The 23449-nt window shown below is 58.6% G+C and carries 18 protein-coding genes; 8 read left to right on the top strand and 10 right to left on the bottom strand.

From position 1 onward, the window contains the following. Positions 1-24: 24 nt before the first annotated feature. The gene (uvrD, locus tag AO726_RS07255; RefSeq protein ID WP_058067404.1) at positions 25-2223 is read right to left on the bottom strand and encodes a DNA helicase II; all 2199 of its coding nucleotides are present in this window, start codon (positions 2221-2223) and stop codon (positions 25-27) included. Between the two features lie 221 nt (positions 2224-2444). Between uvrD and AO726_RS07260 the strand changes: the two genes are divergently transcribed. Together AO726_RS07260 and AO726_RS07265 are read left to right on the top strand one after the other, a co-directional pair. Continuing rightward, positions 2445-5327 carry an EAL domain-containing protein gene (locus AO726_RS07260; RefSeq protein WP_058067405.1) on the top strand — a complete coding sequence of 961 codons (2883 nt, stop codon included), beginning with the start codon at positions 2445-2447 and terminating at the stop codon, positions 5325-5327. A 75-nt stretch (positions 5328-5402) separates the two neighbouring features. Continuing rightward, complete coding sequence (locus tag AO726_RS07265) at positions 5403-6668, top strand: MFS transporter (RefSeq protein ID WP_058067406.1); 1266 nt, start codon at positions 5403-5405, stop codon at positions 6666-6668. On the opposite strand, the gene zwf is transcribed toward AO726_RS07265, so the two are convergent. Beyond that, on the bottom strand, positions 6665-8089 hold the full coding sequence (zwf, locus tag AO726_RS07270; protein ID WP_058067407.1) for a glucose-6-phosphate dehydrogenase: 1425 nt from the start codon (positions 8087-8089) through the stop codon (positions 6665-6667). The genes AO726_RS07265 and zwf overlap by 4 nt on opposite strands. Before the next feature lie 172 nt (positions 8090-8261). Here zwf and hexR point away from each other — a divergent pair, with 172 nt between their 5' ends. Both hexR and AO726_RS07280 read left to right on the top strand, forming a co-directional pair. After that, positions 8262-9128, top strand: coding sequence for a transcriptional regulator HexR (gene hexR, locus AO726_RS07275; RefSeq protein WP_058067408.1), 867 nt, complete (start codon positions 8262-8264; stop codon positions 9126-9128). 185 nt (positions 9129-9313) lie between these two features. Continuing rightward, positions 9314-9535, top strand: coding sequence for a PA3496 family putative envelope integrity protein (locus tag AO726_RS07280; RefSeq protein WP_058067409.1), 222 nt, complete (start codon positions 9314-9316; stop codon positions 9533-9535). Here the strand turns inward: AO726_RS07280 and AO726_RS07285 are convergent. Continuing rightward, entirely contained in the window at positions 9477-10439 is a 963-nt protein-coding gene (locus AO726_RS07285; RefSeq protein WP_058067410.1) for a LysR family transcriptional regulator, read from the bottom strand. The genes AO726_RS07280 and AO726_RS07285 overlap by 59 nt on opposite strands. 190 nt (positions 10440-10629) lie before the next feature. Between AO726_RS07285 and AO726_RS07290 the strand changes: the two genes are divergently transcribed. Together AO726_RS07290 and oadA are read left to right on the top strand one after the other, a co-directional pair. Next, a complete protein-coding gene (locus AO726_RS07290; protein WP_058067411.1) occupies positions 10630-12045 on the top strand; it encodes an acetyl-CoA carboxylase biotin carboxylase subunit in 1416 nt (471 codons plus the stop codon). 10 nt (positions 12046-12055) lie between these two features. After that, complete coding sequence (gene oadA, locus AO726_RS07295; protein WP_058067412.1) at positions 12056-13864, top strand: sodium-extruding oxaloacetate decarboxylase subunit alpha; 1809 nt, start codon at positions 12056-12058, stop codon at positions 13862-13864. Positions 13865-14123: 259 nt separating this feature from the next. Here the strand turns inward: oadA and AO726_RS07300 are convergent, their stop codons facing one another. The 3 genes from AO726_RS07300 to AO726_RS07310 form a co-directional block, all read right to left on the bottom strand. Then, entirely contained in the window at positions 14124-14579 is a 456-nt protein-coding gene (locus AO726_RS07300) for a GNAT family N-acetyltransferase (RefSeq protein ID WP_152987254.1), read from the bottom strand. Between the two features lie 43 nt (positions 14580-14622). Next, entirely contained in the window at positions 14623-15606 is a 984-nt protein-coding gene (locus AO726_RS07305) for an asparaginase (RefSeq protein ID WP_241492079.1), read from the bottom strand. A gap of 80 nt (positions 15607-15686) precedes the next feature. Beyond that, positions 15687-17159 (bottom strand): alanine/glycine:cation symporter family protein, encoded by a 1473-nt coding sequence (locus tag AO726_RS07310; RefSeq protein ID WP_241492080.1) that lies wholly within the window; start codon positions 17157-17159, stop codon positions 15687-15689. A 226-nt stretch (positions 17160-17385) separates the two neighbouring features. Here AO726_RS07310 and AO726_RS07315 point away from each other — a divergent pair, with 226 nt between their 5' ends. Then, on the top strand, positions 17386-18204 hold the full coding sequence (locus tag AO726_RS07315; RefSeq protein ID WP_058067414.1) for a helix-turn-helix domain-containing protein: 819 nt from the start codon (positions 17386-17388) through the stop codon (positions 18202-18204). A gap of 7 nt (positions 18205-18211) precedes the next feature. Here the strand turns inward: AO726_RS07315 and AO726_RS07320 are convergent, their stop codons facing one another. Both AO726_RS07320 and AO726_RS07325 read right to left on the bottom strand, forming a co-directional pair. Then, positions 18212-18850 (bottom strand): FMN-binding negative transcriptional regulator, encoded by a 639-nt coding sequence (locus AO726_RS07320; RefSeq protein ID WP_058067415.1) that lies wholly within the window; start codon positions 18848-18850, stop codon positions 18212-18214. Positions 18851-19004: 154 nt separating this feature from the next. Next, positions 19005-19514, bottom strand: a complete 510-nt coding sequence (locus AO726_RS07325; RefSeq protein WP_058067416.1) for a nuclear transport factor 2 family protein — start codon at positions 19512-19514, stop codon at positions 19005-19007. 333 nt (positions 19515-19847) lie between these two features. On the opposite strand from AO726_RS07325, the gene AO726_RS07330 reads away from it, so the two are divergent. Further along, on the top strand, positions 19848-21548 hold the full coding sequence (locus AO726_RS07330; RefSeq protein WP_058067417.1) for a phosphoethanolamine transferase: 1701 nt from the start codon (positions 19848-19850) through the stop codon (positions 21546-21548). 141 nt (positions 21549-21689) lie between these two features. On the opposite strand, the gene AO726_RS21215 is transcribed toward AO726_RS07330, so the two are convergent. Both AO726_RS21215 and aspA read right to left on the bottom strand, forming a co-directional pair. Continuing rightward, entirely contained in the window at positions 21690-21842 is a 153-nt protein-coding gene (locus tag AO726_RS21215) for a hypothetical protein (protein ID WP_160320960.1), read from the bottom strand. Positions 21843-21857: 15 nt separating this feature from the next. After that, entirely contained in the window at positions 21858-23282 is a 1425-nt protein-coding gene (gene aspA, locus AO726_RS07335; RefSeq protein WP_058067418.1) for an aspartate ammonia-lyase, read from the bottom strand. Between the last annotated feature and the right edge of the window lie 167 nt (positions 23283-23449).

The following is a 23449-nucleotide window of genomic DNA, read 5'->3' on the forward strand; positions in this document are numbered from 1 at the left end:
CCTTTATATTGTTGTAATCCGGGATCAGAGTGCCTGTAGCTTGGCGTAACTGAGCATTAGCCACTTACTGCCTTCACTTTCGAAATTGACCTGCACGCGGGCCTGAGCGCCGGAGCCCTCGAAGTTGAGGATGGTGCCTTCGCCAAACAGTGAATGACTGACTCGTTGCCCCAGGCTGAAACCAGTATCCGGTACGGCGCTGCCTGCGAACAGGTTGCTGTCGTTATTGCCACCGTTGCGGCTGACTGCACCGAACGGGCGGCTGACGCTGTTGGACAGGCGAACTTCCTGTATCAGTGCAGGCGGAATCTCGCGGACGAAGCGTGACACCTTGTTATAGGTTTCGCTGCCGTACAAACGGCGGGTTTCTGCATAGGTCAGTACCAGCTTGTGCATGGCGCGGGTAATGCCCACGTAGGCCAAGCGGCGTTCTTCTTCAAGACGGCCGGGCTCTTCCAGGCTCATCTTGTGCGGGAACAGGCCTTCTTCCATGCCGACCAGGAACACCAGCGGGAACTCCAGGCCCTTGGCGCTGTGCAGGGTCATCAGTTGGACGCTGTCTTCGTTCTCGGCGGCTTGGGTGTCACCGGCTTCCAGCGAGGCGTGGGTGAGGAAGGCTTGCAGCGGCGTCAGGTCGTCTTCTTCGTGGTTCTCGAAGTTGCGCGCGGCACTGACCAGTTCTTCAAGGTTATCCACACGGGCCTGGGCCTTTTCGCCTTTCTCGGCCTGGTGATAGGCGATCAGACCGCTCTGCTCGATAACGGTCTGGGTCATCAGGTGCAGCGGCATTTCGCGGGTTTTCGCGCTGAGGTTTTCGATCAGCTCAATAAACCCTGCCAGCGCGCCCGCAGCACGGCCCGGCAGGGCTTTGCCTGTCAGCATCTGCTCAATGGCGTGCCACATGGGCAGAGCATGCAGACGAGCGTACTCGCGGATCGATTCGACGGTCTTCTCACCAATGCCTCTGGTTGGCACGTTGATGATGCGCTCCAGCGCAGCGTCGTTCTCGCGGCCATCCAGCAGGCGCATGTAGGCCATGGCGTTTTTGATTTCGGCGCGATCGAAGAAGCGCTGGCCGCCGTAGATGCGGTAGGGAATTTTCTCCCGCAGCAGGGCCTCTTCCAGCACCCGTGATTGGGCGTTGGAGCGATACAGAATGGCGATTTCGCTGCGCTTGAGGCCGTCTTTGCGCAGGGCGTCTTCGATGGACTCGACCACGTAGCGGGCTTCGTCCTGCTCGTTGAAGGCGGCATACAGGCGCAGCGGCTCGCCGTCGCTGTCTTCGGTCCACAGCTCTTTGCCGAGGCGGCCCTGGTTGTTGGCGATTACAGCGTTAGCGGCTTTAAGGATGCCCGCAGTGGAGCGGTAGTTCTGCTCAAGGCGAATGACTTGCGCATCGGCAAAGTCATCGGAGAACTCGCGGATGTTCTCGATTTTGGCGCCACGCCAGCCGTAGATCGACTGATCGTCATCGCCCACTACCATCAGGCTGTCGCCGCCCTTGGCGAGCATGCGCAGCCAGGCGTATTGCACGGCGTTGGTGTCTTGGAACTCGTCCACCAGAATGTGGCGGAAGCGGCGCTGGTAGTGCTCCAGAAGGCCGCCGACATTGTTGCGCCAGAGGTCGAGGGCGCGCAGCAGCAGCTCGGCAAAGTCGATCACACCGGCGCGGGCGCAGGCTTCTTCGTAGGCCTGGTAGATCTTGACCATGGTGGCCTGGAACAGGTCACCGCCAGCCTGGATGTTCTGCGGGCGCAGGCCGTCATCTTTCTGTGCGTTGATAAACCACTGGGCCTGTTTTGGCGGCCAGCGCTGTTCATCCAGGCCCAGTTCGCGGATGACCCGTTTGATCAGGCGCTGCTGGTCGTCGGAGTCGAGAATCTGGAAGTTCTCGCTCAGCCCGGCTTCTTTCCAGTGTGCACGCAGCAGGCGGTGGGCCAGGCCGTGGAAGGTGCCGACCCACATGCCTGCCGGGTTGATGCCGAGCATCTGCTCGATGCGGTGACGCATCTCAGCAGCGGCTTTGTTGGTGAAGGTCACTGAGAGCACGGAATGTGGCGAGGCGTTTTCGATCTGGATCAGCCAGGCGATACGATGCACCAGCACGCGGGTTTTGCCTGAGCCTGCGCCAGCCAGTACCAGTTGCCGCCCAAGCGGGGCAGCAACGGCCTGAATTTGGGCGTCGTTTAGGGAGGCAAGAAGGAGTTCAGGGTTATTTTGCATGGCGGCATTTTAGGGAGGTGGGGCAGGCAGGGCAAACCGGTACTGCCGGAAGGGGGAATGGATGACTGGTAAGTCATCTGCGGTTATGAAAAAAGAGTCTGTAAAACAGACAAAAAGATAGGTATTTCTAGGGAAAATGTGCCGCCCTTTATCTTGGGATCAGTCTCCCCTTGACGTATGCTGCTGAGCGTTTAGGCAACCACGATTATAAAAAAACGCCTATGACTATTTCGACCAGACCTCCCGAGGCCTTAGCCGTGCAGGCGACTTCTGTGCTGGAAGTTGAGCGTAAGTATGTGCCGGACATTGCTGCCGAGCGCACTCGGATGCTGTATCAGGGCTCACAAGTTCCGACCTTATTCATGCTGCTCAGCTGTCTGGTGTGTACCGGGCTGCTGTGGGGCGTTGCGCATTCGACACTGTTATCCATTTGGGCGGTGTGGGTGGTTATTCTGGCCATGCTGCGCCTGGTTCAAGTGCGGGCGTTCAAGCGAGCGCTACCCAGCCAGCAGGCTGAGCGGCGCTGGCATCGCTTATTTCTGATTGGGGCCGGTGTGTCTGGCCTGACCTTGGGCTTTGCCGCCATTTTCATCGCCCCGGCTAACGACATCATGCTGCAGGCCTTGGTATACGGGCTGATTGCCGCGGCGGTGCTTTCTGCCAGCGTGGCGTATGCCATCAGCTTCGGAGCATTCCTGGCGTTTGCGCTGCCCTGCCTGTTACCGCCGATGGTCAATCTCCTGTCTGTGGGTAATTTGCAGCAGCAAAGCTGGGGCGTGTTGGGCAGCATTTTGATGTTTGCGCTGCTGGTGGTGGCTTGGCAGGTCAATCGTCTGGTTCAGGCCAGTTTGTCGCAACGCTTTCAGAATCAGTCGCTGATCAGCAACCTCGAATACGCCAAGTTGCAGGCGGAAACCCTGAACGCAAGCTTGGCCCATGAGGTGGGGCAACGTCGCCGTGCCGAGCGGGATTTGCGTGAGGCCCACGATGAGCTGGAGACGCGGGTTGAGGAACGCACCCGTGAGCTGGACCAGACCACCCGCGCGTTGAGCAAGAGCCGCACCCGTTTGAGCATGGCCATTGAGGCCAGCGGCCTTGGGCTGTGGGATTGGAATCTGCTGACTGATGAAGTGCATCACTCGCAGATCAAGGAGATATTCGGTCTGGAGCCCCATGAGGTTCAGGCCATGTTGCGAGATTTGAAGCCGCGCCTGCACCCGAATGACCTACCTCAGCTGCGCCAGGCCCTGATTGATCACATGAAGGGCGAGACCGACGGCTATCAGGTCGAATACCGGGTACGGCATGCCGACGGCCGCTGGGTCTGGATTGAAGACCGCGGCAAGGCGGTGGAGCGTGATGAGAATGGCCGGGTCTTGCGCATGCTTGGCACGCGCCGTGATATCAGTGCGCGCAAACAGCAGGAAGAGCAGCAGCAGTTGGCCGCGACGGTGTTTGAGGCCGCCAGCGAAGGCATCGTTATCCTCGATCCGAGCTATCACTTTATGTCGGTCAACCAGGCTTTCAGTCTGGTAACCGGCTACAGCCAGGACGATGTGCTGGGCAAAAGCGTGCTTGAGCTACTCGGCAGCAACGACAACCTGCGTCAGTACGCGCTGATTGGCGAGGAGTTGAAGAAGTTCGGCAGCTGGCAAGGTGAGCTGATTGAGACCCGTAAAAACGGGGAGCTGTATCCGCAGTGGCTGCAACTCAATGTGGTGCGCGACAGTTTGGGCAAAATCCGTCATATCGTCGGCTTCTTTGCGGACCTGACAGCTCGCCGCGACGCTGAAGAGCGCCTGCGCTACCTGTCGCACTATGACGAGCTGACCGGGCTGGCCAACCGCAGCCTGTTCAAGGAGCGCTTGCATGAAGCCGGGCAACGCTCACGCCAGAGCGGGCGCAGCATTGCCCTGCTGCATATTGATTTGGATCGCTTCAAGATTCTCAACGACAGCCTCGGTCATGAGGTGGCGGATCAGCTGCTGCGTCAGGTCAGTCGCCGTCTCAGCCAGGCGCTGCCGGAGGCGGACACGCTGGCGCGGCTGTCGGGCGATGAATTCGCGGTGATTATCGACTCCTACACCAACCTTTCCAGCTTGGCGCGGTTGGCCAGTCGCCTGCTGAGCAAGCTGCGCGTACCGATGACGGTGGGCGGTCATGAACTGGTGATCAGTGCGTCGCTGGGGATCAGCCTGATGCCGGATAACGCCCGGGAGATCCCCGCGCTGGTCAGCCAGGCGAATATGGCCATGCAGCACGCCAAGCATCTGGGCGGCAACACGCTGCAGTTTTTCACCGACAACCTGCAGGCTTGCACACTGGAGCGCCTGCAGCTGGAAACGCAGCTGCGCAAAGGCATTGCTGACGGTCAGTTGGAGGTCTTCTACCAGCCCAAGTTGTGCCTGGCCACTGACGGTATTTTTGCCGCTGAAGCACTGGTGCGCTGGCGTCACCCTGAACTGGGGCTGATGCCGCCGAGCGACTTTATCAGCCTGGCCGAAGAGACCGGCCTGATTGGCTCGATTGGCGAAATTGTACTGCGTCAGGCTTGCCAGCAGGCGCGTATCTGGCAGATGGAAGGGCCTGGGCCGGTGCGTGTTTCGGTCAACCTGTCGGTGCATCAGTTGCGTCAGGGCAACCTGTACAGTTTGGTCTGCCAGACTCTGGAAGAAACCCGCTTGCCGCCGCATTTGCTGGAGCTGGAGCTGACTGAAAGCCAGCTGCTGGATAACGTCGAAAGCGTGATCAGCACTTTCCGCCAGCTGCGGCAGTTGGGGGTCAAGCTGGCGATTGATGACTTCGGTACGGGGTACTCCTCGCTCAGCTATCTCAAACGCTTCCCGGTGGATTACGTGAAGATCGACCAGAGCTTTATCCGCGATCTGACCCCCGGCAGCGAGGATGCCGCAATCACCCGCGCCATTATTGCCATGGCCCATAGCCTGGAGCTGAAGGTAGTGGCTGAAGGGGTTGAAACGACTGAGCAGCTGGAGTTTCTGCGCAGTCAGCGCTGTGACGAAGTGCAGGGCTATCTGATCAGCAAACCGGTCAACGCCAAGCGCTTTGCCGAGATATTCAGTGAGCAGCTGGTGAGGTGCTGAGCGGCCTGTTAAGGATGCTTGTCTGATCCTGATCGGGCCGTTACTGTCGCGTTTTTATGATGGCCAGCCTGCACCATGTCGTTGAATCCTTCCTCGTCCGCCAGTGTCTTGCCGCGTAACACGGTGATTCTGCTGGCGTCGCTGTACTGCGCGCAGGGCTTGCCGTCTGGCCTGATCGCTCACTCCTTGCCTGTACTGTTGCGCCAGCATGGGGTTGATCTGGCGCTGATCGGCCTGCTCAAGCTGCTGGCCCTGCCATGGCTGCTCAAGGTGCTGTGGGCACCCTGGGTGGATCGCCTTGCTTCGCCGCGCCTGGGTCATCGTCGTGGCTGGATTCTGCCGCTGCAGCTAACGGTTATCAGCATTCTGGTCGTACTGGCGCTGATGAGCCCGGAGCTGCTCTTTGGCAGTTCGATTGCGTTGCTGATCGGCCTGTTGCTACTGATTAATCTCGCGGCTTCGACCCAGGACATCGCCACCGATGGCCTGGCCGTGCGCTTGCTGCCGGAGCGGTTGCGTGGTTTTGGCAACAGCCTGCAAGTCGGTGGCTACAAAGTCGGCATGCTGGTCAGTGGCAGCGGCTTGCTGTTGATGATGGAGCCCTTGGGCTGGCACCTGAGCATCGCGGTGGTGGCGCTGTTGCTGGTGTTAATGACGCTGCCGATCTGGCGCTTTGCGGAGCAGCGCGAGTTACCGTTTCAGGCTGTTCAAGCTGAGTCGGCTGTCGGGCCGTCGCTGTTGTGGCGGCATTACCGGGGCCTGCTTATGCAGCCTGGCATGCTGTTCTGGCTGCTGGTGCTGCTCAGTTTCAAACTGGGCGATGCCTTGGGCTCGCCGATGATCAAGCCGATGCTAGTGGATCAGGGCTGGAGCACGGGCGCGCTGGGGGAGCTGACCCTGCTCAGCAGCGTGGTGGGCATCGTAGGGGCGCTGATTGGCGGTCTGCTCTACAGCCGTTTGGGTGTATTCCGTTCGCTGATGCTGTTTGGCCTGCTCCAGGCCGCCGGTATTGCCGGGATGGCTTGGCTGGCCGGTTCGGCGGCGAGTGGCGTTCAGGTTTATACCGTGGCGCTGTTCGAACAGTTTGCCGATGGTATGTCCACAGTGGCGCTGTTCGCCGCGATGATGGGCCGCTGTCGTGCAGAACACGAGGGCGGTGACTTCACCCTGCAGGCCAGCGTGCAGATGTTGCTGGCCGGGTTGGTTGGTGCGGCCAGCGGTGTGCTGGCCAAAGCGTTGGGGTATGACGGGCTGTTTCTATTGGCGGGAGCGGCCGGGCTATTCGGGCTGGTTGTGGTTGCCCTGTATTTTCGCCGCTGGCCTGTTCAATCCGCAGCCTAGTCCAGCCACTGCCGGCCGTAGCGCTCGAGCAGGTTGCTGGCCTGCTCCGGGCCGTTGGTGCCAGCCGGGTAAGGGCGCGGGCTTTGGTAGTGCTGGTGCCAGCCGCTGATGATCGGGTCGACCCAGGCCCACGCTGCTTCCACCTCATCGCGGCGCATAAACAGAGTTGAGTCGCCTTCAATCACATCCAGCAGCAGGCGCTCGTAAGCGTCCCAGCGCCGCTGCTTCTGGAAGGCATCGGCGAGGTTCAGGTCCAATTCAACAGGCTGTAGGTGCATGCCTTTACCGGGGCTTTTGCCCATCAGTTGCAGGCTAATGCGCTCTTGCGGTTGCAGGCGAATCAGCAGGCGGTTGGCCTCGCTGCCGCCGAATAGCTGATGCGGCACCGGTTTGAACTGGATGACAATCTCCGAGGCTTTGCGCGCCATGCGCTTGCCGGTGCGCAGGTAGAAAGGCACGCCGGCCCAGCGCCAGTTGTCGATTTCAGCCTGCACGGCGACAAAGGTTTCGGTGTCGCTGTCGTTATCCACATTCTTTTCGAAGTAGTAGGCCGGCACTTCCTGCCCGCCGATTTTCCCGGCGGTGTATTGCCCGCGCACGGTTTTGTCCTGCACATCCAGGCCGCTGATAGGCTTGAGGGCTTCGAGGATTTTGACTTTTTCATTGCGCACCGATTCAGCATCGAAGCGCACCGGGGCTTCCATCGCTACCAGGCAGAGCAGTTGCAGCAGGTGGTTTTGCACCATGTCGCGCATTGCACCGGCGTGCTCGTAATAGCTGCCGCGGTTTTCCACACCGAGGGTTTCGCACACGCTGATCTGCACGTGTTCAATGTGACCGGCGCGCCAGACTGGCTCGAACAGGGCGTTGGCAAAGCGCAACGCCATCAGGTTCTGCACGGTCTCTTTGCCTAAATAATGATCAATGCGAAACACCCGAGATTCATCGAATACTGCGCCAATTGAGGCGTTAATGGCGCGGGCCGACTCCAGCGACTGGCCGATGGGTTTTTCCAGCACGATGCGCGCTTTCGGCCCGGCCAGCCCGGCGATTTTCAGGTGTGAGGCGATGTCTTCAAACAAGCCCGGCGAGGTGGCCAGATAGTAGATGCGAACGCGCTCCGGGTCATCGCCCAGGCGCTTGCTCAGGCGGCCGAAGTCGGCGCTTTGGCTGGCATCCATGGCGAAGTAGTCGAGGCGCTCGGCGAACCTCGCCCAGGTGTCATTGTCGAAGTCGTCACGGGCGACCTGAGCGCGACAATTGCGCTCGGCCATCGCCTGATATGCGCTGCGGCTGTGAGGGCTCCGGGCCAGGGCAAGAATGCGTGTTTCAGCATGCAGGCGGCCGGCACGATGCAGGTAGTAGAGCGCTGGAAGCAGTTTGTGCAAAGCCAGATCGCCGGTACCGCCAAACACCAGCATGTCGCAGGGGAAGATCAAAATGGTCACTCCGACTTGGTTTAGCCGTGCGGGGTTGGCGTCCTTGTAGTATAACTACAAAGTCACTACAGCCCGTTTTGCTCCGATCATAGCCGAGTCCACGCTCGTATGTGCCGAGCCAGATGGTTTCGTTAGCCAAGTAGAGTCTAAATCTGTGAATTTGTTGCAACACATCGCCCAGTCCCGTCATTTGCTTCGCAAGTCCGAGCTAAAGGTCGCCGACTTTGTTCTGCTTGATCCCGCATCGGTTATGCACAGCTCCATGGCTGAGCTGGCCCACAGCGTTGGCATCAGCGAGCCGACCATTGTGCGCTTCTGCCGGGCGATCGGTTGTACCGGTTTTCAGGACCTCAAGCTCAAGCTTGCGCAGAGTCTGGCCGCCGGTGCCAGCTTTGGTCAGTTTGCGATCCATGAAGATGATTCGGTTGCCGATTTCAGCCTGAAAATCTTTGACACCACCCTGCACACCTTGATGGAAGTGCGGGAGAAACTCGACACCCAGGCCCTGCAGCGCGCAATCAATGCCGTGAGCAACGCCCAGCGTGTGGAGTTTTACGGTTTTGGTGCTTCTGGTGCAGTGGCGGCAGACGCTCAGCATAAGTTCTTCCGCCTGCTGCTCAATGCGGCGGCCTACTCTGACCCGCACATGCAGGCGATGAGTGCGGTGACGTTGAAGCCCAGCGATGTGGCGATATGTATTTCCCAGTCCGGACGCTCCAAAGACTTGCTGACCACCGCCAATCTGGTGCGTGAGACGGGAGCTAACCTGATTACCCTGTGCCCGAGTCAGACCCCGCTGGCTGATCTGGCTACGGTGAACCTGGCCATTGATGTACAGGAAGACACCGAAATCTATACGCCGCTGACCTCGCGCATTGCCCACCTGGTTGTGATCGACGTGTTGGCGATGGGCGTGGCCATGGCGCGTGGGCCTGATCTGGTTAATCACCTTAAGAGTGTTAAGCGCAGTCTGCGCAGCTTGCGCCTGTCACCTAAGACAATGCGCGCCAGCGAAGACTGAAGTTATTCGCTTGTTGGCAGTTGAAACCGCTTCCACAGAGATCAAGGCCGTGGGAGCGCTTTCAACCGCGAATCTCCGCCAGGCTTGCCGCTGAATATTCACCTGACGTTCATCCATCTGCGCTTAAACCGTCATCTGGATTGGCGACTCTGTAGCTCCCCTTATCTGGCTTGGGAGTCTCACCGATGTCTGTCTATCTGGATCAAGAGCAGCCGAATGTGAACAGTGCGGCCCGCGAGCGCCGCAAGAAGTTGGATCAGCGCCGCATGGCCTTCCGCCGGGCGATCGAGAATTACACCGAGCAGCGCGAGTTGCAGCAGGCCTTGTCCGATTTCCCGGAACTGATTGTTACTGGCGTGATTGCCCAGCACTCACGGGCGCAGCGAAGCGCTCAGCCAGGCTATTGATCAGGCTGCGGTTGTCGCGCACGTAGTTGAAGAAGGCCTGCGCTACAGGTGACAGGTATTTGCTGCGCGGATGCGCCAGGCACCAGCTGCGATACAGCGGTAATTCAGCCACCGGCAATTCCCGCAGCGCGCCGCATTCCAGTTCGCGGCGCGCAGCGTGGCGCGGCAGCAAAGCCACGCCAAGACCTGCCAGTACGCCCTCAAGCTGGCCTTCCATGGACGCAATTTCCAGCGTGACGGGGAAGTGCGCGCGTTTCTGGTGACAGAACTCTTCGCAGGCTAGCCGCGTGGCTGAGCCGCTCTCACGCATCAGCAAAGGCCAGGCCGTCAGGTCCTGTAGGCTCAGGCGCTCCAGCTGACTCAACGGATGATCGGCAGGGGCGACGGCGATGATCGGGTTATTCAGGAACGGCAGGAATTCCAGGTCCATGTCTGTCGGCACCCGCGACAGGATCATCAGGTCATCGCGGTTGCTGCTCAGGCGCTTGACCACCTGAGCGTGGTTGGTGACTGACATCTTCAAGCTAACTTCGGGATATTCGTGGCGAAATTCGGCAAAAAGATGAGGAATAAAGTATTTAGCGCTGGATTCAATCGCCAAGCTCAGCTGGCCTTGCAGGCGTCCCTGCAAGTCGGCCAATTGCATGTCCAGGCTTTCCAGGCGGCCAAACACATCGTCACTGGCGCGCAGCAGGACTTCGGCAGTTTCGGTGAGGTAGAGCTTCTTGCCGACGTAATCAAAAAGTGGCTCGCCGATCAGCTCTTCCAACTGACGAATTTGCAAACTTACGGCGGGTTGTGTGAGTGACATCTCTTCTGCCGCGCGACTGTAGGACAGGTTACTGCACACCGAGCGAAATACTTGTAATTGACGAAAAGTCATACGCATCAATGACTTACGCATTTATTTTGCCTTTTTAGAAATGCCCCGTTCGGTCAACTATAAGTCCTTACTAATACTAAACCCAATAAATATTGATTTTTGTTAATCGAGACCTCGGCGTAGTTTTACCGGCATGCCTGCCACATTGATGGCAGACCCACGTAGGCCGGTTTTGCCGGTTACCTGTTCACGTGATCGAGGAAGCTGGCTCGTGATCAAGAAAATTTTGATTGCCAACCGCGGCGAGATTGCAGTCCGTATCGTTCGCGCTTGCGCCGAGATGGGGATTCGCTCGGTGGCCGTCTATTCAGATGCTGACCGCATGGCGCTGCACGTTAAGCGTGCAGATGAGGCGCACAGCATTGGTGAAGACCCGCTGGCCGGTTATCTGAACCCGCGTAAGCTGGTCAACCTGGCGGTGGAAACCGGCTGTGATGCCTTGCACCCCGGTTATGGCTTCCTCTCTGAAAACGCTGAACTGGCAGAGATTTGCGCCGAACGTGGGATCAAATTTATTGGCCCGAGCGCTGAAGTCATTCGCCGCATGGGCGACAAGACCGAAGCTCGCCGCAGCATGATCAAGGCCGGTGTGCCGGTAACGCCGGGCACCGAAGGCAACGTCGCCGATCTGGCAGAAGCCCTGCGTGAAGGTGATCGCATCGGTTATCCGGTGATGCTGAAGGCCACTTCCGGTGGCGGCGGCCGTGGTATCCGCCGTTGCAACAGCCGCGAAGAACTGGAACAGGCCTACCCGCGTGTAATCTCCGAAGCCACCAAGGCATTCGGCAGCGCCGAGGTTTTCCTGGAGAAGTGCATTGTTAATCCGAAGCACATCGAAGCGCAGGTTTTGGCTGACTCCTTTGGCAACACCGTGCACCTGTTCGAGCGCGACTGCTCGATCCAGCGCCGTAACCAGAAACTGATTGAAATTGCTCCAAGCCCACAGTTGACCCCCGAGCAGCGTGCCTATATCGGTGACCTCGCGGTGCGTGCAGCAAAAGCCGTGGGTTACGAGAACGCTGGTACTGTGGAGTTCCTCCTGGCTGATGGCGAGGTGTACTTCATGGAGATGAACACCCGCGTTCAAGTAGAGCACACCATTACCGAAGAAATCACCGGTATCGACATCGTCCGCGAGCAGATTCGCATTGCATCGGGCCTTGAGCTGTCGGTAAAGCAGGAAGACATCCAGTATCGCGGTTTCGCCCTGCAGTTCCGGATCAACGCGGAAGACCCGCGCAACGGCTTCCTGCCGAGCTTCGGCAAGATCACCCGTTACTACGCGCCGGGCGGTCCGGGCGTGCGTACCGATACGGCGATTTACACCGGCTACACCATTCCGCCGTATTACGACTCCATGTGCCTGAAGCTGATTGTTTGGGCGCTGACCTGGGAAGAGGCGTTGGCCCGTGGCTCGCGCGCGCTGGATGACATGCGCTTGCAGGGTGTGAAGACCACTGCGACCTATTACCAGCAGATTCTCGACAACGACGAGTTCAAGTCAGGGCAGTTCAACACCAGTTTCGTAGAAGAACATCCGGAACTGCTGAACTATTCGATCAAACGCAAGCCGGGCGAACTGGCCCTGGCCATCGCTGCTGCAATCGCCGCGCACGCCGGCCTGTGAGGAATTGAAAATGGCTAAGAAAATCACTGTCACCGATACCATCCTGCGCGACGCCCACCAGTCCCTGATCGCGACCCGCATGCGTCTGGAAGACATGCTGCCGATCTGCGACAAGCTCGACAAAGTCGGCTACTGGTCGCTGGAAGTCTGGGGCGGCGCGACCTTTGACGCCTGCGTACGCTTCCTTAAGGAAGACCCGTGGGAGCGTCTGCGTAAGCTCAAAGCAGCACTGCCGAACACCCGTCTGCAGATGCTGCTGCGCGGCCAGAACCTGCTGGGCTACCGCCATTACAGCGATGACGTAGTCCGTGCATTTGTTGCCAAGGCAGCGGTTAACGGTATCGACGTCTTCCGTATTTTCGACGCCATGAACGATGTGCGTAACCTGCGTGTGGCCATTGAGGCGGTGAAGGCTGCCGGTAAGCACGCTCAGGGCACCATCAGCTACACCACCAGCCCGGTGCACACCACTGAGGCGTTTGTGGAACAGGCCAAAGCCATGGCCATGATGGGCGTGGATTCCATCGCCATTAAAGACATGGCCGGTTTGCTGACACCGTTTGCTACTGCTGAGCTGGTTAAGGCGCTGAAAGATGCGGTGCATCTGCCGGTGTTTATCCACAGCCACGACACTGCCGGTATGGGCAGCATGTGCCAGCTCAAGGCGATTGAAGCCGGTGCTGATCACATCGACACAGCGATCTCCAGCTTCGCCTGGGGCACCAGCCATCCGGGCACTGAGTCGATGGTTGCAGCACTGCGCGGCACCGAATACGACACCGGTCTGGACCTGGCGCTGATTCAGGAAATCGGCATGTACTTCCACGCCGTGCGTAAGAAGTACCACCAGTTTGAAAGCGAGTTCACCGCGGTCGATACCCGCGTGCAGGTCAATCAGGTGCCGGGCGGCATGATGAGCAACCTGGCTAACCAGCTCAAAGAGCAGGGCGCACTGAATCGCATCAACGAAGTGTTCGCGGAAATTCCGCGTGTTCGTGAAGACCTCGGCTTCCCGCCGCTGGTTACGCCGACTTCGCAGATCGTCGGTACTCAAGCCGTGTTCAACGTACTGGCTGGCGAGCGCTACAAGACCATCACCAACGAGGTGAAGCTGTACCTGCAAGGCGGTTACGGCAAGGCGCCGGGCAAGGTCAACGAGCAACTGCGCAAGCAGGCCATCGGTAGCGAAGAGCTGATCGAAGTGCGTCCGGCTGATCTGCTCAAGCCTGAGCTGTCCCGTTTGCGTGAAGAAATCGGCAGCCTGGCCAAGAGCGAAGAAGATGTACTGACTTACGCCATGTTCCCGGACATTGGCCGCAAGTTCCTCGAAGAGCGCGCCTCCGGCACGCTGACTCCTGAAGTGCTGCTGCCGATCCCGGAAGCGGGCGCAAGCTCAGCTGTGGGCGGCGAGGGCGTACCGACCGAGTTCGTCATCGACGTGCACGGCGAAAGCTACCGTGTGGATATAACCGGTGTGGGTGTGAAAGGCGACGGCAAGCGTCACTTCTACCTGTCCATCGACGGTATGCCTGAAGAAGTGGTGTTTGAGCCGCTTAACGAGTTTGTCGGCGGTGCCGGTGGCAAGCGTAAGCAGGCCAGCGCGCCGGGCGATGTCAGCACCAGCATGCCGGGCAACATCGTTGATGTACTGGTTAAGGTCGGTGATGTGGTTAAGACCGGCCAAGCCGTGCTGATCAGCGAAGCGATGAAGATGGAGACAGAAATCCAGGCTCCGATCGCCGGGACTGTCACCGCCATTCACGTAGCCAAGGGTGACCGCGTCAACCCAGGCGAAGTGCTGATCGAAATCGAAGGTTAACCTCGAAGCCCCCGGCTGGTTGAACAGGCATTCAGACGGTTTAGGGGGCTTCTTTTTATTCCAACAGCCGCTGCCTCAGGCAGCGGTTGTGGCAGGCAGACCGGCAGGTGTGCAGGCCAGGAGCCTAGGGCTCCACGCTTTTAGGTTATGCCCCGGTTTGAGCGCCCGTCGTCCTTCCCCGGATTGGGTGTTCACAGCTGCAGGTAACAGCACAACGTGCAGTGGGGCATAACTTTTTCTTACTCCCTCGCGGGCAGGCTCAGAACAGCTTGCGGTACTGGATAAAACCCGACTTTTCAGCAATGCGCTCGTAGAGCAGCATGGCTTTGCTGTTGCTCTCGTGAGTCAGCCAGTAGGTGCGCGAGCAGCCGTGTTCTTTGGCTTGGGCGTAGACGTATTCGATCAGTTGGCGGCCCACGCCGTTGCTGCGGGTTTCTTTGCTGATGAACAGGTCTTGCAGGTAGCAGTAATCGCCTTGGGTCCAGGTTGAGCGGTGGTAAATCCACTGCACCAGGCCGATGGCTTTGCCTTCGTGCCATGCCAGAGCAGCGTTGACCGGCTCGTTCGGGTCAAGGAAGCGTTGCCAGGTGACTTCGCTGGTGGCAGCGTCAATTTCGGTCATGTAGAAGCGCTGGTAGCCGTGCCAGAGCGGCTTCCAGGCCTCAAGATCAGCGGCGCTGACGGGGCGGATTTCGACGGGTATACGAATTGCCATGCAGTGCTTCCTCGTCATCAGGGACGCGGGCAGCGCGGTGTTATCAGTCAGCGCGCTCGCCACACAGGTCCAGTGCAAACCAGTATTCGGTCTCGGCTTGAGTCAGTCCGGCACCGAGTAGAGCGAACAGTTTGCCAAGCGCTGCTTCGCGGGTCATCCCCCCAGCGGAAATCAGTCCGCAACTGGCCAGCTGGCTGCCAGCGGCATACACCCCGAATTCGACGTGGCCATGGGCGCACTGGCTGATGGCGGCGATTACCACGCCGTTGTCGTGGGCCTCGCGTAGTACAGCGAGCAGGTCCTGATTGTCAGACGGACCGGTGCCGCTGCCGAAGCACTCCAGCAGCAAACCCTCTACGCCAGTGCTTAGCAATGCACGCAGGTGGCTGGCCTGCAGGCCGGGATAGAAGGGCAGTACAGCGAGATTGACGGGCTGCCGTACCTGACGGTAATCCAGCTGAGCGGGGATTCTCTCGGCGCGCTCACTCTGACGTGGGCGTGGGAGAACCTGAAATGCGTCGAAGTCGTCACTGCTCAGTTTGCTGACCCGGGCACCATGCATCAGGCGCTGGTTGAAGTACAGGTGAACGCCGTTGCTGACGCCATCGGCGAGTGCGTTCAGTGCGCCGAACAGGTTGCCCCAGGCGTCGCTGTTGTCGGCACCCGCAGGCAGCATCGAGCCACTCAGCAAGACCGGCACCGGTAACCCCAGCAGCAGGAAGCTCAGGGCAGCGGCGCTGTAGGCCAGGGTGTCGGTACCATGCAGCAACAACACGCCGTCGCAGCCGTTTGCAACGCATTCGCGGATTGCCGCGGCCATGGCCAGCCAGTTGTGCTGGGTCATGTTGGCGCTGTCGATAGGTGGCAAGAGGGCGCGGAACTGCCAGCTCGGCAGAGTGAGGTTTTGCTTCGCCTGTTCGGCGCGCACTCGTTCTTCGAACCCAGACGCTGGGGCCAGGCCGTCCGCGCTCATCTGCATACCGATGGTGCCGCCGGTGTACAGCAGCAGAATGTTTTTGCAGCCCATTCCGGGTCTCCGCATTTGTATGCACTGAATATGAAAACAGGGGGCTAGGCCCCCTGTTTGTGTTGCGGCGTCGCTTCCGTTTAACGCTGGTGGACGCTGTCGCGCACCGCCGCCAGATCATCAGCAGAGGCTGATGGAGTCGGCCAGGAGCTGTTGTCCAGTTTCAGGTCGCTGAACTTGGACGCGTCAAATACCGGGCTTTTAATACCCGCTTTGATCTGAGCGTCGTAGTCATCCATCACCCGCAGGGCTTTCTTGAACAGCAGCACCACGGCGGTGAGGTTAGCCAGTGCCAACAGGCCCATGGTCAGGTCGGCAAAGCCGAACACGGTGGTCAGGTCTTGCAGCGAGCCCCACATGATCAGGCTGATCACCAGTACGCGGTAAACCACCAGCATGCCGCGGTTTTTGGTGAAGAAACTCAGCGCATTCTCGCCCAGGTAGTAGTTGTAAACCAAGGTGGTGAAGGCAAACAGTACCAGAGCCGAACTGACAAAGATCTTGCCCCAGTCGCCGACCTGCGAGGCCATGGCGTTTTGGGTCAGCAGCACGCCTTCCATTTCCATGCCCGGCTGATAGATGCCCGACAGCAGGATGATCAGCGCAGTGCTGGTGCAGACCAAGATGGTGTCGATAAATACGCTCAGCGACTGCACGATACCTTGAGCCGCCGGGTGCTTGACCTCCGCCACGGCAGCCACGTTCGGTGCGCTGCCCAGACCTGCTTCGTTAGAGAACAGGCCACGTTTAACACCCCAGACAATCGCCGCGCCCATGCCGCCTGCGAAGGCTGGCTCCAGGCCGAAGGCACTGCGCACGATCAGCATTAGAGTATCCGGCACCACATTCAGGTTCATGCCCAAAATCACCAGCGCCATGCCGATGTAGGAAATGCCCATGATCGGCACCATTACGTCGGCCATACCGGCAATGCGTTTGATGCCGCCGAAGATGATGGCGCCAATCACAGCCACCAGAATCAGGCCGCTGCCGAAGGTGGGGATGTTGAAGGTGTCATGCAGCGAAGTGGCAACGGTGTACGACTGCAAGGCGTTGAAGCCAAAGCCGAAGGTCACCAGCAGCAGCACCGAGAACAGTACGGCCATGCCACGGTTGCCCAGGCCCTGCTGAATGTAGAAGGCCGGACCGCCACGGTAGGTGCCGTCTGCCTGACGCTCTTTGTACAGCTGACCGAGGGTGCATTCGAAGTAACTGGTGGCCATGCCCAGCAGCGCCACTACCCACATCCAGAACACCGCGCCCGGTCCGCCGAGCATGATGGCGACCGCCACACCGGCAATGTTGCCTGCGCCAACGCGCCCGGCTACCGACAGCATCAGTGCCTGGAAGGAGCTGAGCTGGCCCGGCTGACGTTTGAACGCCTCGCCGAAGATGCGGAACATGTCGCCGAAGTAGCGGAACTGGACGAATTTCGAGCGGATGGTGAAGTACAGGCCAAGGCCTACCAGCACGACGATCAGCACCTTGCCCCAGAGGAGATCGTTGACGACCCCCATCGCGCTCAATATCTGCAAGTAAATGTCTTTAAGCATTGTGTCGCCTCGTCTTAGCAGGGCTCCTCTGAATGCGGTCTGGGCGGCTATCGCCAGGCTTTCAGAGTGCTCTCACTTATTTCTTATGTATGGGGTGCTCCACAGCGCGGGCACACAGACCGGGCATATTTGTTGACTGGCGTTCATCGTGCAATTTCGCGTGTGGAGGCGACATGGCGCGACCTGATGCTAAAATAGCGTCGCTCGCATCACATGGACGTCTGACATGTCTGCCCATTTAGGCACCAATCTCAAGCTACTTTGCAGTCACTACCGCTCTATTGCCGAGGTTTGCCGCAAGCTCGACATCAACCGCGCGCAATTCAACAAATACCTCAGTGGTCAAAGCCGTCCGATCGCGTACAACCTTAAGCGTATATGCGATTTCTTCGGTGTCGAGGCGTATGAGCTGGAGTTACCGGCGGAACAATTTGCCGAGCTGATTGGCGGTCAGCACGGACTGCGCGAGAACTACCGTTTGAGCAGTCCGGTGACGGAGCTGTTTGCGCCCTTGCCGGGTTACTGCAGCGACATGTCACGCTACTGCGGTTATTACTTCGAATACTCAAACTGCATGTCCGTACCGGGACAGATTTTGCTGTCGCTGGTGCATGTGCGCGAAGAGCGCGGCAGTTTTCTGTTCGAGCGGCAGGAGCGGCAGGAGCCTGCCGGGGCGGACAGCGCCAAGGCCGAAGAGTGGGTGCGTTGTCGCTATCTGGGAGCAGCGTACTTCCTGCAGGACCGCATCTTCCTGGTGGACTATGAGTCGCTGACTGGCAATGAGATCAGTCAGACCATTCTGATCCCCAGTTTCAAAAGTCGCATCAAGCGCCTGAATGGCCTGAAGACCGGCGTTTCCAGTGGAGACCGTCGTACTCCGGCCTGCACCCGCGTGGTGTGGGAATTCCTCGGCCAGCAGATTAACCGGGTCGCTGCGTATCGCCAGGTGATGCTCTATAGCCCGGACGATCCGCGGATTGATGACGACATCCGCCAGCGTCTGGGTGGTGCGACGGTACGCAACGGTTTATTTGAAATCGACTGAGCGGTGATCAGCGCTGAGCAGGTACGGGCATCTGTTCAGCCAGCGCCTGATCACGTGCATCGCTGCTGGCCTGCAGGCCTTCGCGCACGCCGTTCTGGTCTTGCTCGCTGCGGTTCTGCCCGAGTTTCCACTTGCCATCCAGGCGCTCGATGGGCAGGGCAAAGCCGACAATCGCACGCAGCATGCCGGCGATGTAATCGTCCGGGGCATCACTGACCGCCCACGGCTGTTCCCGATCGCTTTCATGCAGGTCGGTCAGGCCGCTGACCACTTTCAACAGGCGCTCGGCGTCCTCAAAAATCTCTACCTTGCCGCGCGCCTGAACATTGATGTAGTTCCAGGTCGGCACCACTTTGCCGTGTTCGGCCTTGGCGGCGTACCAGCTGGGTGTCACATAGGCTTCCGGGCCCTGAAAGATCACCAGCGCTTCGGCACCGGCTGCCAGATCCTTCCACTGCGGATTGGCCCGGGCGAAGTGGCCGTAAAGTGTGCCGTAAGGGCCTTCATCTTCAACCAGAAGCATCGGCAAGGGGGTGGCCAGCAGGCCGTGTTCGCCATGGCTGACAAGGCTGGGCAAGCGGCAGGCGCGCATCTGCTGGTGCAGGGCACTGAGTTCTTCCTGGCGAAACGCGGTGGGGATATACATGGGTGAGCTGCTCCGGGTGATGGCAGCATGCTAGACAGGAAGTGCAGATTTGGTAAGAGGGTTGTGCGATTTTATTTACGGAAAAGTAATTTTTGTTTGATAAAGGGAACGCTCGGCTGATTCAGGAGCGCCTAAGCGCTCCTGAATCCAAGGTTTAGCCCACCTGGAACGGCGTGCTGTCCTGAGTGGACTTAATGGTCCACTGGCCGCTCTGGCGGAAGGATTTAGCCGAGGCGTAGGTGTCTTCCATAAACTGGAAGTAAACGATCTGGCCGTTTTCGACTTTCGCCAGTACCGAGAACGGTGAAGTGAAGCGGTGGCCCAGTGCAACTGACGTGTAAGTGAACTGGCCAAATACCGCGACCTTTTCACCACTGCCGAAGATGTCAGTCACCTGGAAGTCATTCACGTCCCAGTACGTGCCGACGTTGGAGAAGGTGTCGACGAACACCTGGCGGCCTTTGCGGGTGCCTGTCCAGGGCTCGATCTGCTGAAGTTCGGGGTTTTCGAAGTTCAGCGAAGTGTAGGTGGCATCTTCAGCTACTAGCTGGCTGGCGGCATAGGCGACGCTGTCTTTACCTGAGTTGGCGAGGAACGCCCCGACGATGGCCACCGGGTCTTTACTTGCTTGGGCTTGTGCGATTTGTTCTTTATCAGCGGACATACTTTAAGCCTCTTCTGTATAGGTGCAGCGCCAACTACAGAAATAGCGCTTATGTTTAGTTTTCCTGAACAAGCAGGGACCCGTTAGACCGACACTACTGTCCTAAGTGCCGTATTCTGGACGTTTATCTCAGCGTACTTTCAGCCGGTATCCTTTCAGCCCATTCGAGTGCTTCAGTAACGGCAAATGGTTGGCGCAGCACTCCGTATTTCGTGCCATTGAGCGCCTTCAAACGATTAAAGACTGGCCAACGAAATCTTCACGATTTTTCGACTTTGGCTGAACAAGCGAGTCAGTAGATTCCCGGCTGAATCATTCAGTCTGGGGTCCGTTGTGTATCGTTCTCTTGTCGAAAAAATCACACCTTGGTTCAGCATCACGCTCAGCCGCAATGCGCTGACTATGCTGGTGGCGTTGTGGTTGATGCTGACCATGAACCTGCCGTTCTGGCGCACGGTCTGGAAGGGCGTCAGTGGCTGGGAGAACGACAGCCTGCTGTTTCTGCTCAGTTTGCCGGTGTTTGTCTGGATCTGGCTGTACATCCTGCTCAGTCTGCTGGCCTGGGGGCGCACGACCAAGATTGTGCTGGCGCTTGTGGTGCTGATCTCAGCTGCGGCCAGCTACTTTATGAACAGCTACGGCATCGTCATCGACTATTCGATGTTGATGAATGTGGTGCAGACCGATATAGCCGAGGCCAATGAGCTGCTGACCTGGCGGATGTTGGGATGGCTGCTGCTGTTTGCCGGGCTGCCTATCGTCCTGATCAGTCGTGTTCGTCTGCTTAACCGTGGCTGGAAGCGTGAAACCACACTCAAGTTCGGCTGCATGGCGCTGCTGCTGGTCTGCTTCTTTGGTGTGGTGATGAGCTTTTATCAGCCTTACGCCTCGCTGCTGCGCAATAACCGTGAAGTGCGTCTGATGCTGGTGCCGTCGAACGTGGTCGGGGCTGTCCATGGTTATCTGAAACGGGAGTTCAGTGCGCCTGCCAAGCTGGAAGTGGTTGGCGCGGATGCACACCGGGTTGCGCCAGCTACATTGGGCGCTAGACCCAAGGTGATGGTTGTCGTTGTTGGGGAAACCGCGCGGGCGGTCAACTTCGGCCTCAATGGCTACGAGCGTAATACCACGCCTGAGCTGGCAAAACGCGATGTCATCAACTTCACAAACGCCAGTTCGTGCGGTACGGCCACAGCCGTTTCGGTGCCGTGCATGTTCCAGGACGTAGGTCGGGAGAATTACAAGAGCAGCATGGCGCAGAACCGCGAAGGCCTGCTGGATGTGCTGCAGCGTGCTGGAGTGTCCGTACTCTGGCGCGATAACAACTCAGGCTGTAAAGGCGCCTGTGACCGGGTGCCGACCGAGGATGTGTCCCGCCTGGATGTCGATAGCCTGTGTACTAAAGCAGAGTGCCGTGACGAGGTGTTGCTGTACAAGCTCTCGGATTACCTCGACAAACTGGATCGTGATGCGGTGATTGTTCTGCACATGAAAGGCAGCCACGGCCCCGCTTACTACAAGCGCTACCCGACTGCCTTTGAGAAGTTGACCCCGGTGTGTGATCAGGTGCAGCTGGACCGCTGCGAGCGCCAGACCATCGTCAATGCATACGACAACAGCATGCTGTACACCGATTATGTGTTGGCCTCGACCATTGACCTGCTCAAAGAGAAGTCTGCAAAGCTGAATACGGCCATGTTGTACATGTCTGATCATGGTGAGTCGTTGGGGGAAAGTGGCATGTACCTGCACGGTGTTCCCTATGCGATTTCACCGTCAGAGCAAACCCATATTCCGATGGTGATGTGGCTCTCAGACGGCGTACAGCGCAGCAGCGGCATAAATGCCCAGTGCATGAAGCAGCAGAGCAGCAAAGATGTCTCGCAGGACAACCTGTTCCATTCTGTGCTGGGTTTTATGGGCGTGCAGACTTCTGTGTATAAGCAATCGCTGGATCTGTTCAGTCCATGTCAACTGGAGAACATTGTGCAGACAGGAAGCGGTGCTGAGGCGGAAGTTCAGGCCACAAACTGATCTTGGTAGGGGGGCGACAGAGATGTCCAGTGTGCCGATATCTGCCAGTGGAGCGCAGCTTGTACGGCACAATAAAAAAGGGATGGCATAAGCCATCCCTAAAAAATAGAGGCGGGGGGCCTCCGGTACCATCTAGCGAAATTAGCGGCTGCGGGCTGTGGCCTGCTGAGCCTGATGCTGTTCAGCGCGATGTGAGACATAGCGCGGCATTGCAATACCCGGCCACATACGACGTGGTGGAGTCAGCGCCATGAAGGTCGGCGGCAGGGTTGGCATGAATGCGTTGTTTTTCATGTGAGTTCTCCTGGCTTATGCCTTCAGTGGGACTAGACGCGGGGCGATCATGTTTTCAGGGCGCAGAATGTCATCCAGCGTGGCGTCATCCAGCAGTTTTTCTTCACGTACCAGTTCCAGCACACCACGGCCCGATTCGAGGGCGACTTTGGCGATGCGGGTGGCGTTTTCGTAACCGATGTACGGGTTCAGTGCGGTGATCAGGCCGATGGAGTTTTCCATCAGTTCACGGCAGCGATCTTCGTTGGCAGTGATGCCGTCGATGCACAGCTCGCGCAACATATCCATGGCGCGGGTCAGCAGGCGGATCGAGTCGAGGATCTTGTACGCGATCAGCGGCTCCATCACGTTCAGCTGCAGCTGGCCGCCCTCGGCTGCCATGGTCAGCGCGAGGTCGTTACCGATTACATCGAACGCAACCTGGTTAACGGCTTCCGGGATCACCGGATTGACCTTGCCTGGCATGATCGAGCTGCCCGGCTGACGCGCTGGCAGGTTGATCTCGTTGATGCCAGTACGTGGGCCGCTGGAGAGCAGGCGCAGGTCGTTACAGATCTTCGACAGCTTGACCGCAGTACGCTTGAGCATGCCGGAGAACAGCACGAAAGCACCCATGTCAGAGGTGGCTTCAATCAGGTCGGCAGCCGGTACAACCGGGTGGCCGCTGATGACTGCCAGGCGCTTAACAGCCAGATGCTGGTAAGCCGGGTCAGCGTTGATGCCGGTACCGATGGCGGTGCCGCCGAGGTTCACTTCGGTCAGCAGCTTCGGAGCGATCAGTTTCAGGTGCTGCAGGTCTTCACCGAGGGTAACGGCGAAGGCGCGGAATTCCTGGCCGAGAGTCATCGGCACAGCATCTTGCAGCTGGGTGCGGCCCATTTTCAGCACGTGGCCGAATTCCAGCCCTTTAGCAGCGAACGACTGGATCAGTTTGTCCAGCGCGTTGAGCAGGCTGTCGTGGCCCAGCAGCAGGCCGATGCGGATGGCGGTCGGGTAAGCGTCGTTAGTCGACTGCGCCATGTTCACATCGTTATTGGGGTGCAGGTACTGGTACTCGCCTTTCTCATGGCCCATGGCTTCCAGGGCAATGTTGGCGATCACCTCATTGGCGTTCATATTGGTGGAAGTACCTGCGCCACCCTGAATCATGTCGACGACGAACTGGTCGTGAAATTCGCCCTGAATAATGCGGGCGCAGGCAGTGCTGATCGCGGTGTGCTTGGCGGCGGACAAGTGGCCCAGCTCGCGGTTTGCGTCGGCTGCAGCCTGTTTGACCATGGCCAGACCGATGACCAGTTTCGGGTAGTGAGCCAGCGGTACGCCAGAGAGACGGAAGTTCTGCACAGCGCGTAGGGTCTGGATACCGTAATAAGCCTCAGCGGGTACTTCGAGGCTACCGAGCAAGTCTTTCTCGATGCGGTGTGATGCAACAAGGGACATGATTCATTAAATCTCGTGAAGGTGCGGGGGTAACCGCGATGTCCCGTAGATTAAGGCCTGTGGCCGACTACTGGCCAATGCTGATATCCGCTATCCTATGCACAATCGGCATAATGTTGATGTGACTCGACTTTGCACAGCAGGCCTGAAAACTGCCCGAAATGAGA

Source organism: Pseudomonas sp. TTU2014-080ASC, assembly GCF_001446935.1.
In the GTDB taxonomy this organism is placed as follows: domain Bacteria; phylum Pseudomonadota; class Gammaproteobacteria; order Pseudomonadales; family Pseudomonadaceae; genus Aquipseudomonas.

Bases quoted from the DNA above. Each gene is read 5' to 3' on its own strand.
- uvrD (WP_058067404.1), bottom strand. From the start codon at position 2,223: ATGCAAAATAACCCTGAACTCCTTCTTGCCTCCCTAAACGACGCCCAA.
- AO726_RS07260 (WP_058067405.1), top strand. From the start codon at position 2,445: ATGACTATTTCGACCAGACCTCCCGAGGCCTTAGCCGTGCAGGCGACT.
- AO726_RS07265 (WP_058067406.1), top strand. From the start codon at position 5,403: ATGTCGTTGAATCCTTCCTCGTCCGCCAGTGTCTTGCCGCGTAACACG.
- zwf (WP_058067407.1), bottom strand. From the start codon at position 8,089: ATGCTGGTGTTTGGCGGTACCGGCGATCTGGCTTTGCACAAACTGCTT.
- AO726_RS07280 (WP_058067409.1), top strand. From the start codon at position 9,314: ATGTCTGTCTATCTGGATCAAGAGCAGCCGAATGTGAACAGTGCGGCC.
- AO726_RS07285 (WP_058067410.1), bottom strand. From the start codon at position 10,439: ATGCGTAAGTCATTGATGCGTATGACTTTTCGTCAATTACAAGTATTT.
- oadA (WP_058067412.1), top strand. From the start codon at position 12,056: ATGGCTAAGAAAATCACTGTCACCGATACCATCCTGCGCGACGCCCAC.
- AO726_RS07300 (WP_152987254.1), bottom strand. From the start codon at position 14,579: ATGGCAATTCGTATACCCGTCGAAATCCGCCCCGTCAGCGCCGCTGAT.
- AO726_RS07305 (WP_241492079.1), bottom strand. From the start codon at position 15,606: ATGGGCTGCAAAAACATTCTGCTGCTGTACACCGGCGGCACCATCGGT.
- AO726_RS07310 (WP_241492080.1), bottom strand. From the start codon at position 17,159: ATGCTTAAAGACATTTACTTGCAGATATTGAGCGCGATGGGGGTCGTC.
- AO726_RS07315 (WP_058067414.1), top strand. From the start codon at position 17,386: ATGTCTGCCCATTTAGGCACCAATCTCAAGCTACTTTGCAGTCACTAC.
- AO726_RS07320 (WP_058067415.1), bottom strand. From the start codon at position 18,850: ATGTATATCCCCACCGCGTTTCGCCAGGAAGAACTCAGTGCCCTGCAC.
- AO726_RS07325 (WP_058067416.1), bottom strand. From the start codon at position 19,514: ATGTCCGCTGATAAAGAACAAATCGCACAAGCCCAAGCAAGTAAAGAC.
- AO726_RS21215 (WP_160320960.1), bottom strand. From the start codon at position 21,842: ATGAAAAACAACGCATTCATGCCAACCCTGCCGCCGACCTTCATGGCG.
- aspA (WP_058067418.1), bottom strand. From the start codon at position 23,282: ATGTCCCTTGTTGCATCACACCGCATCGAGAAAGACTTGCTCGGTAGC.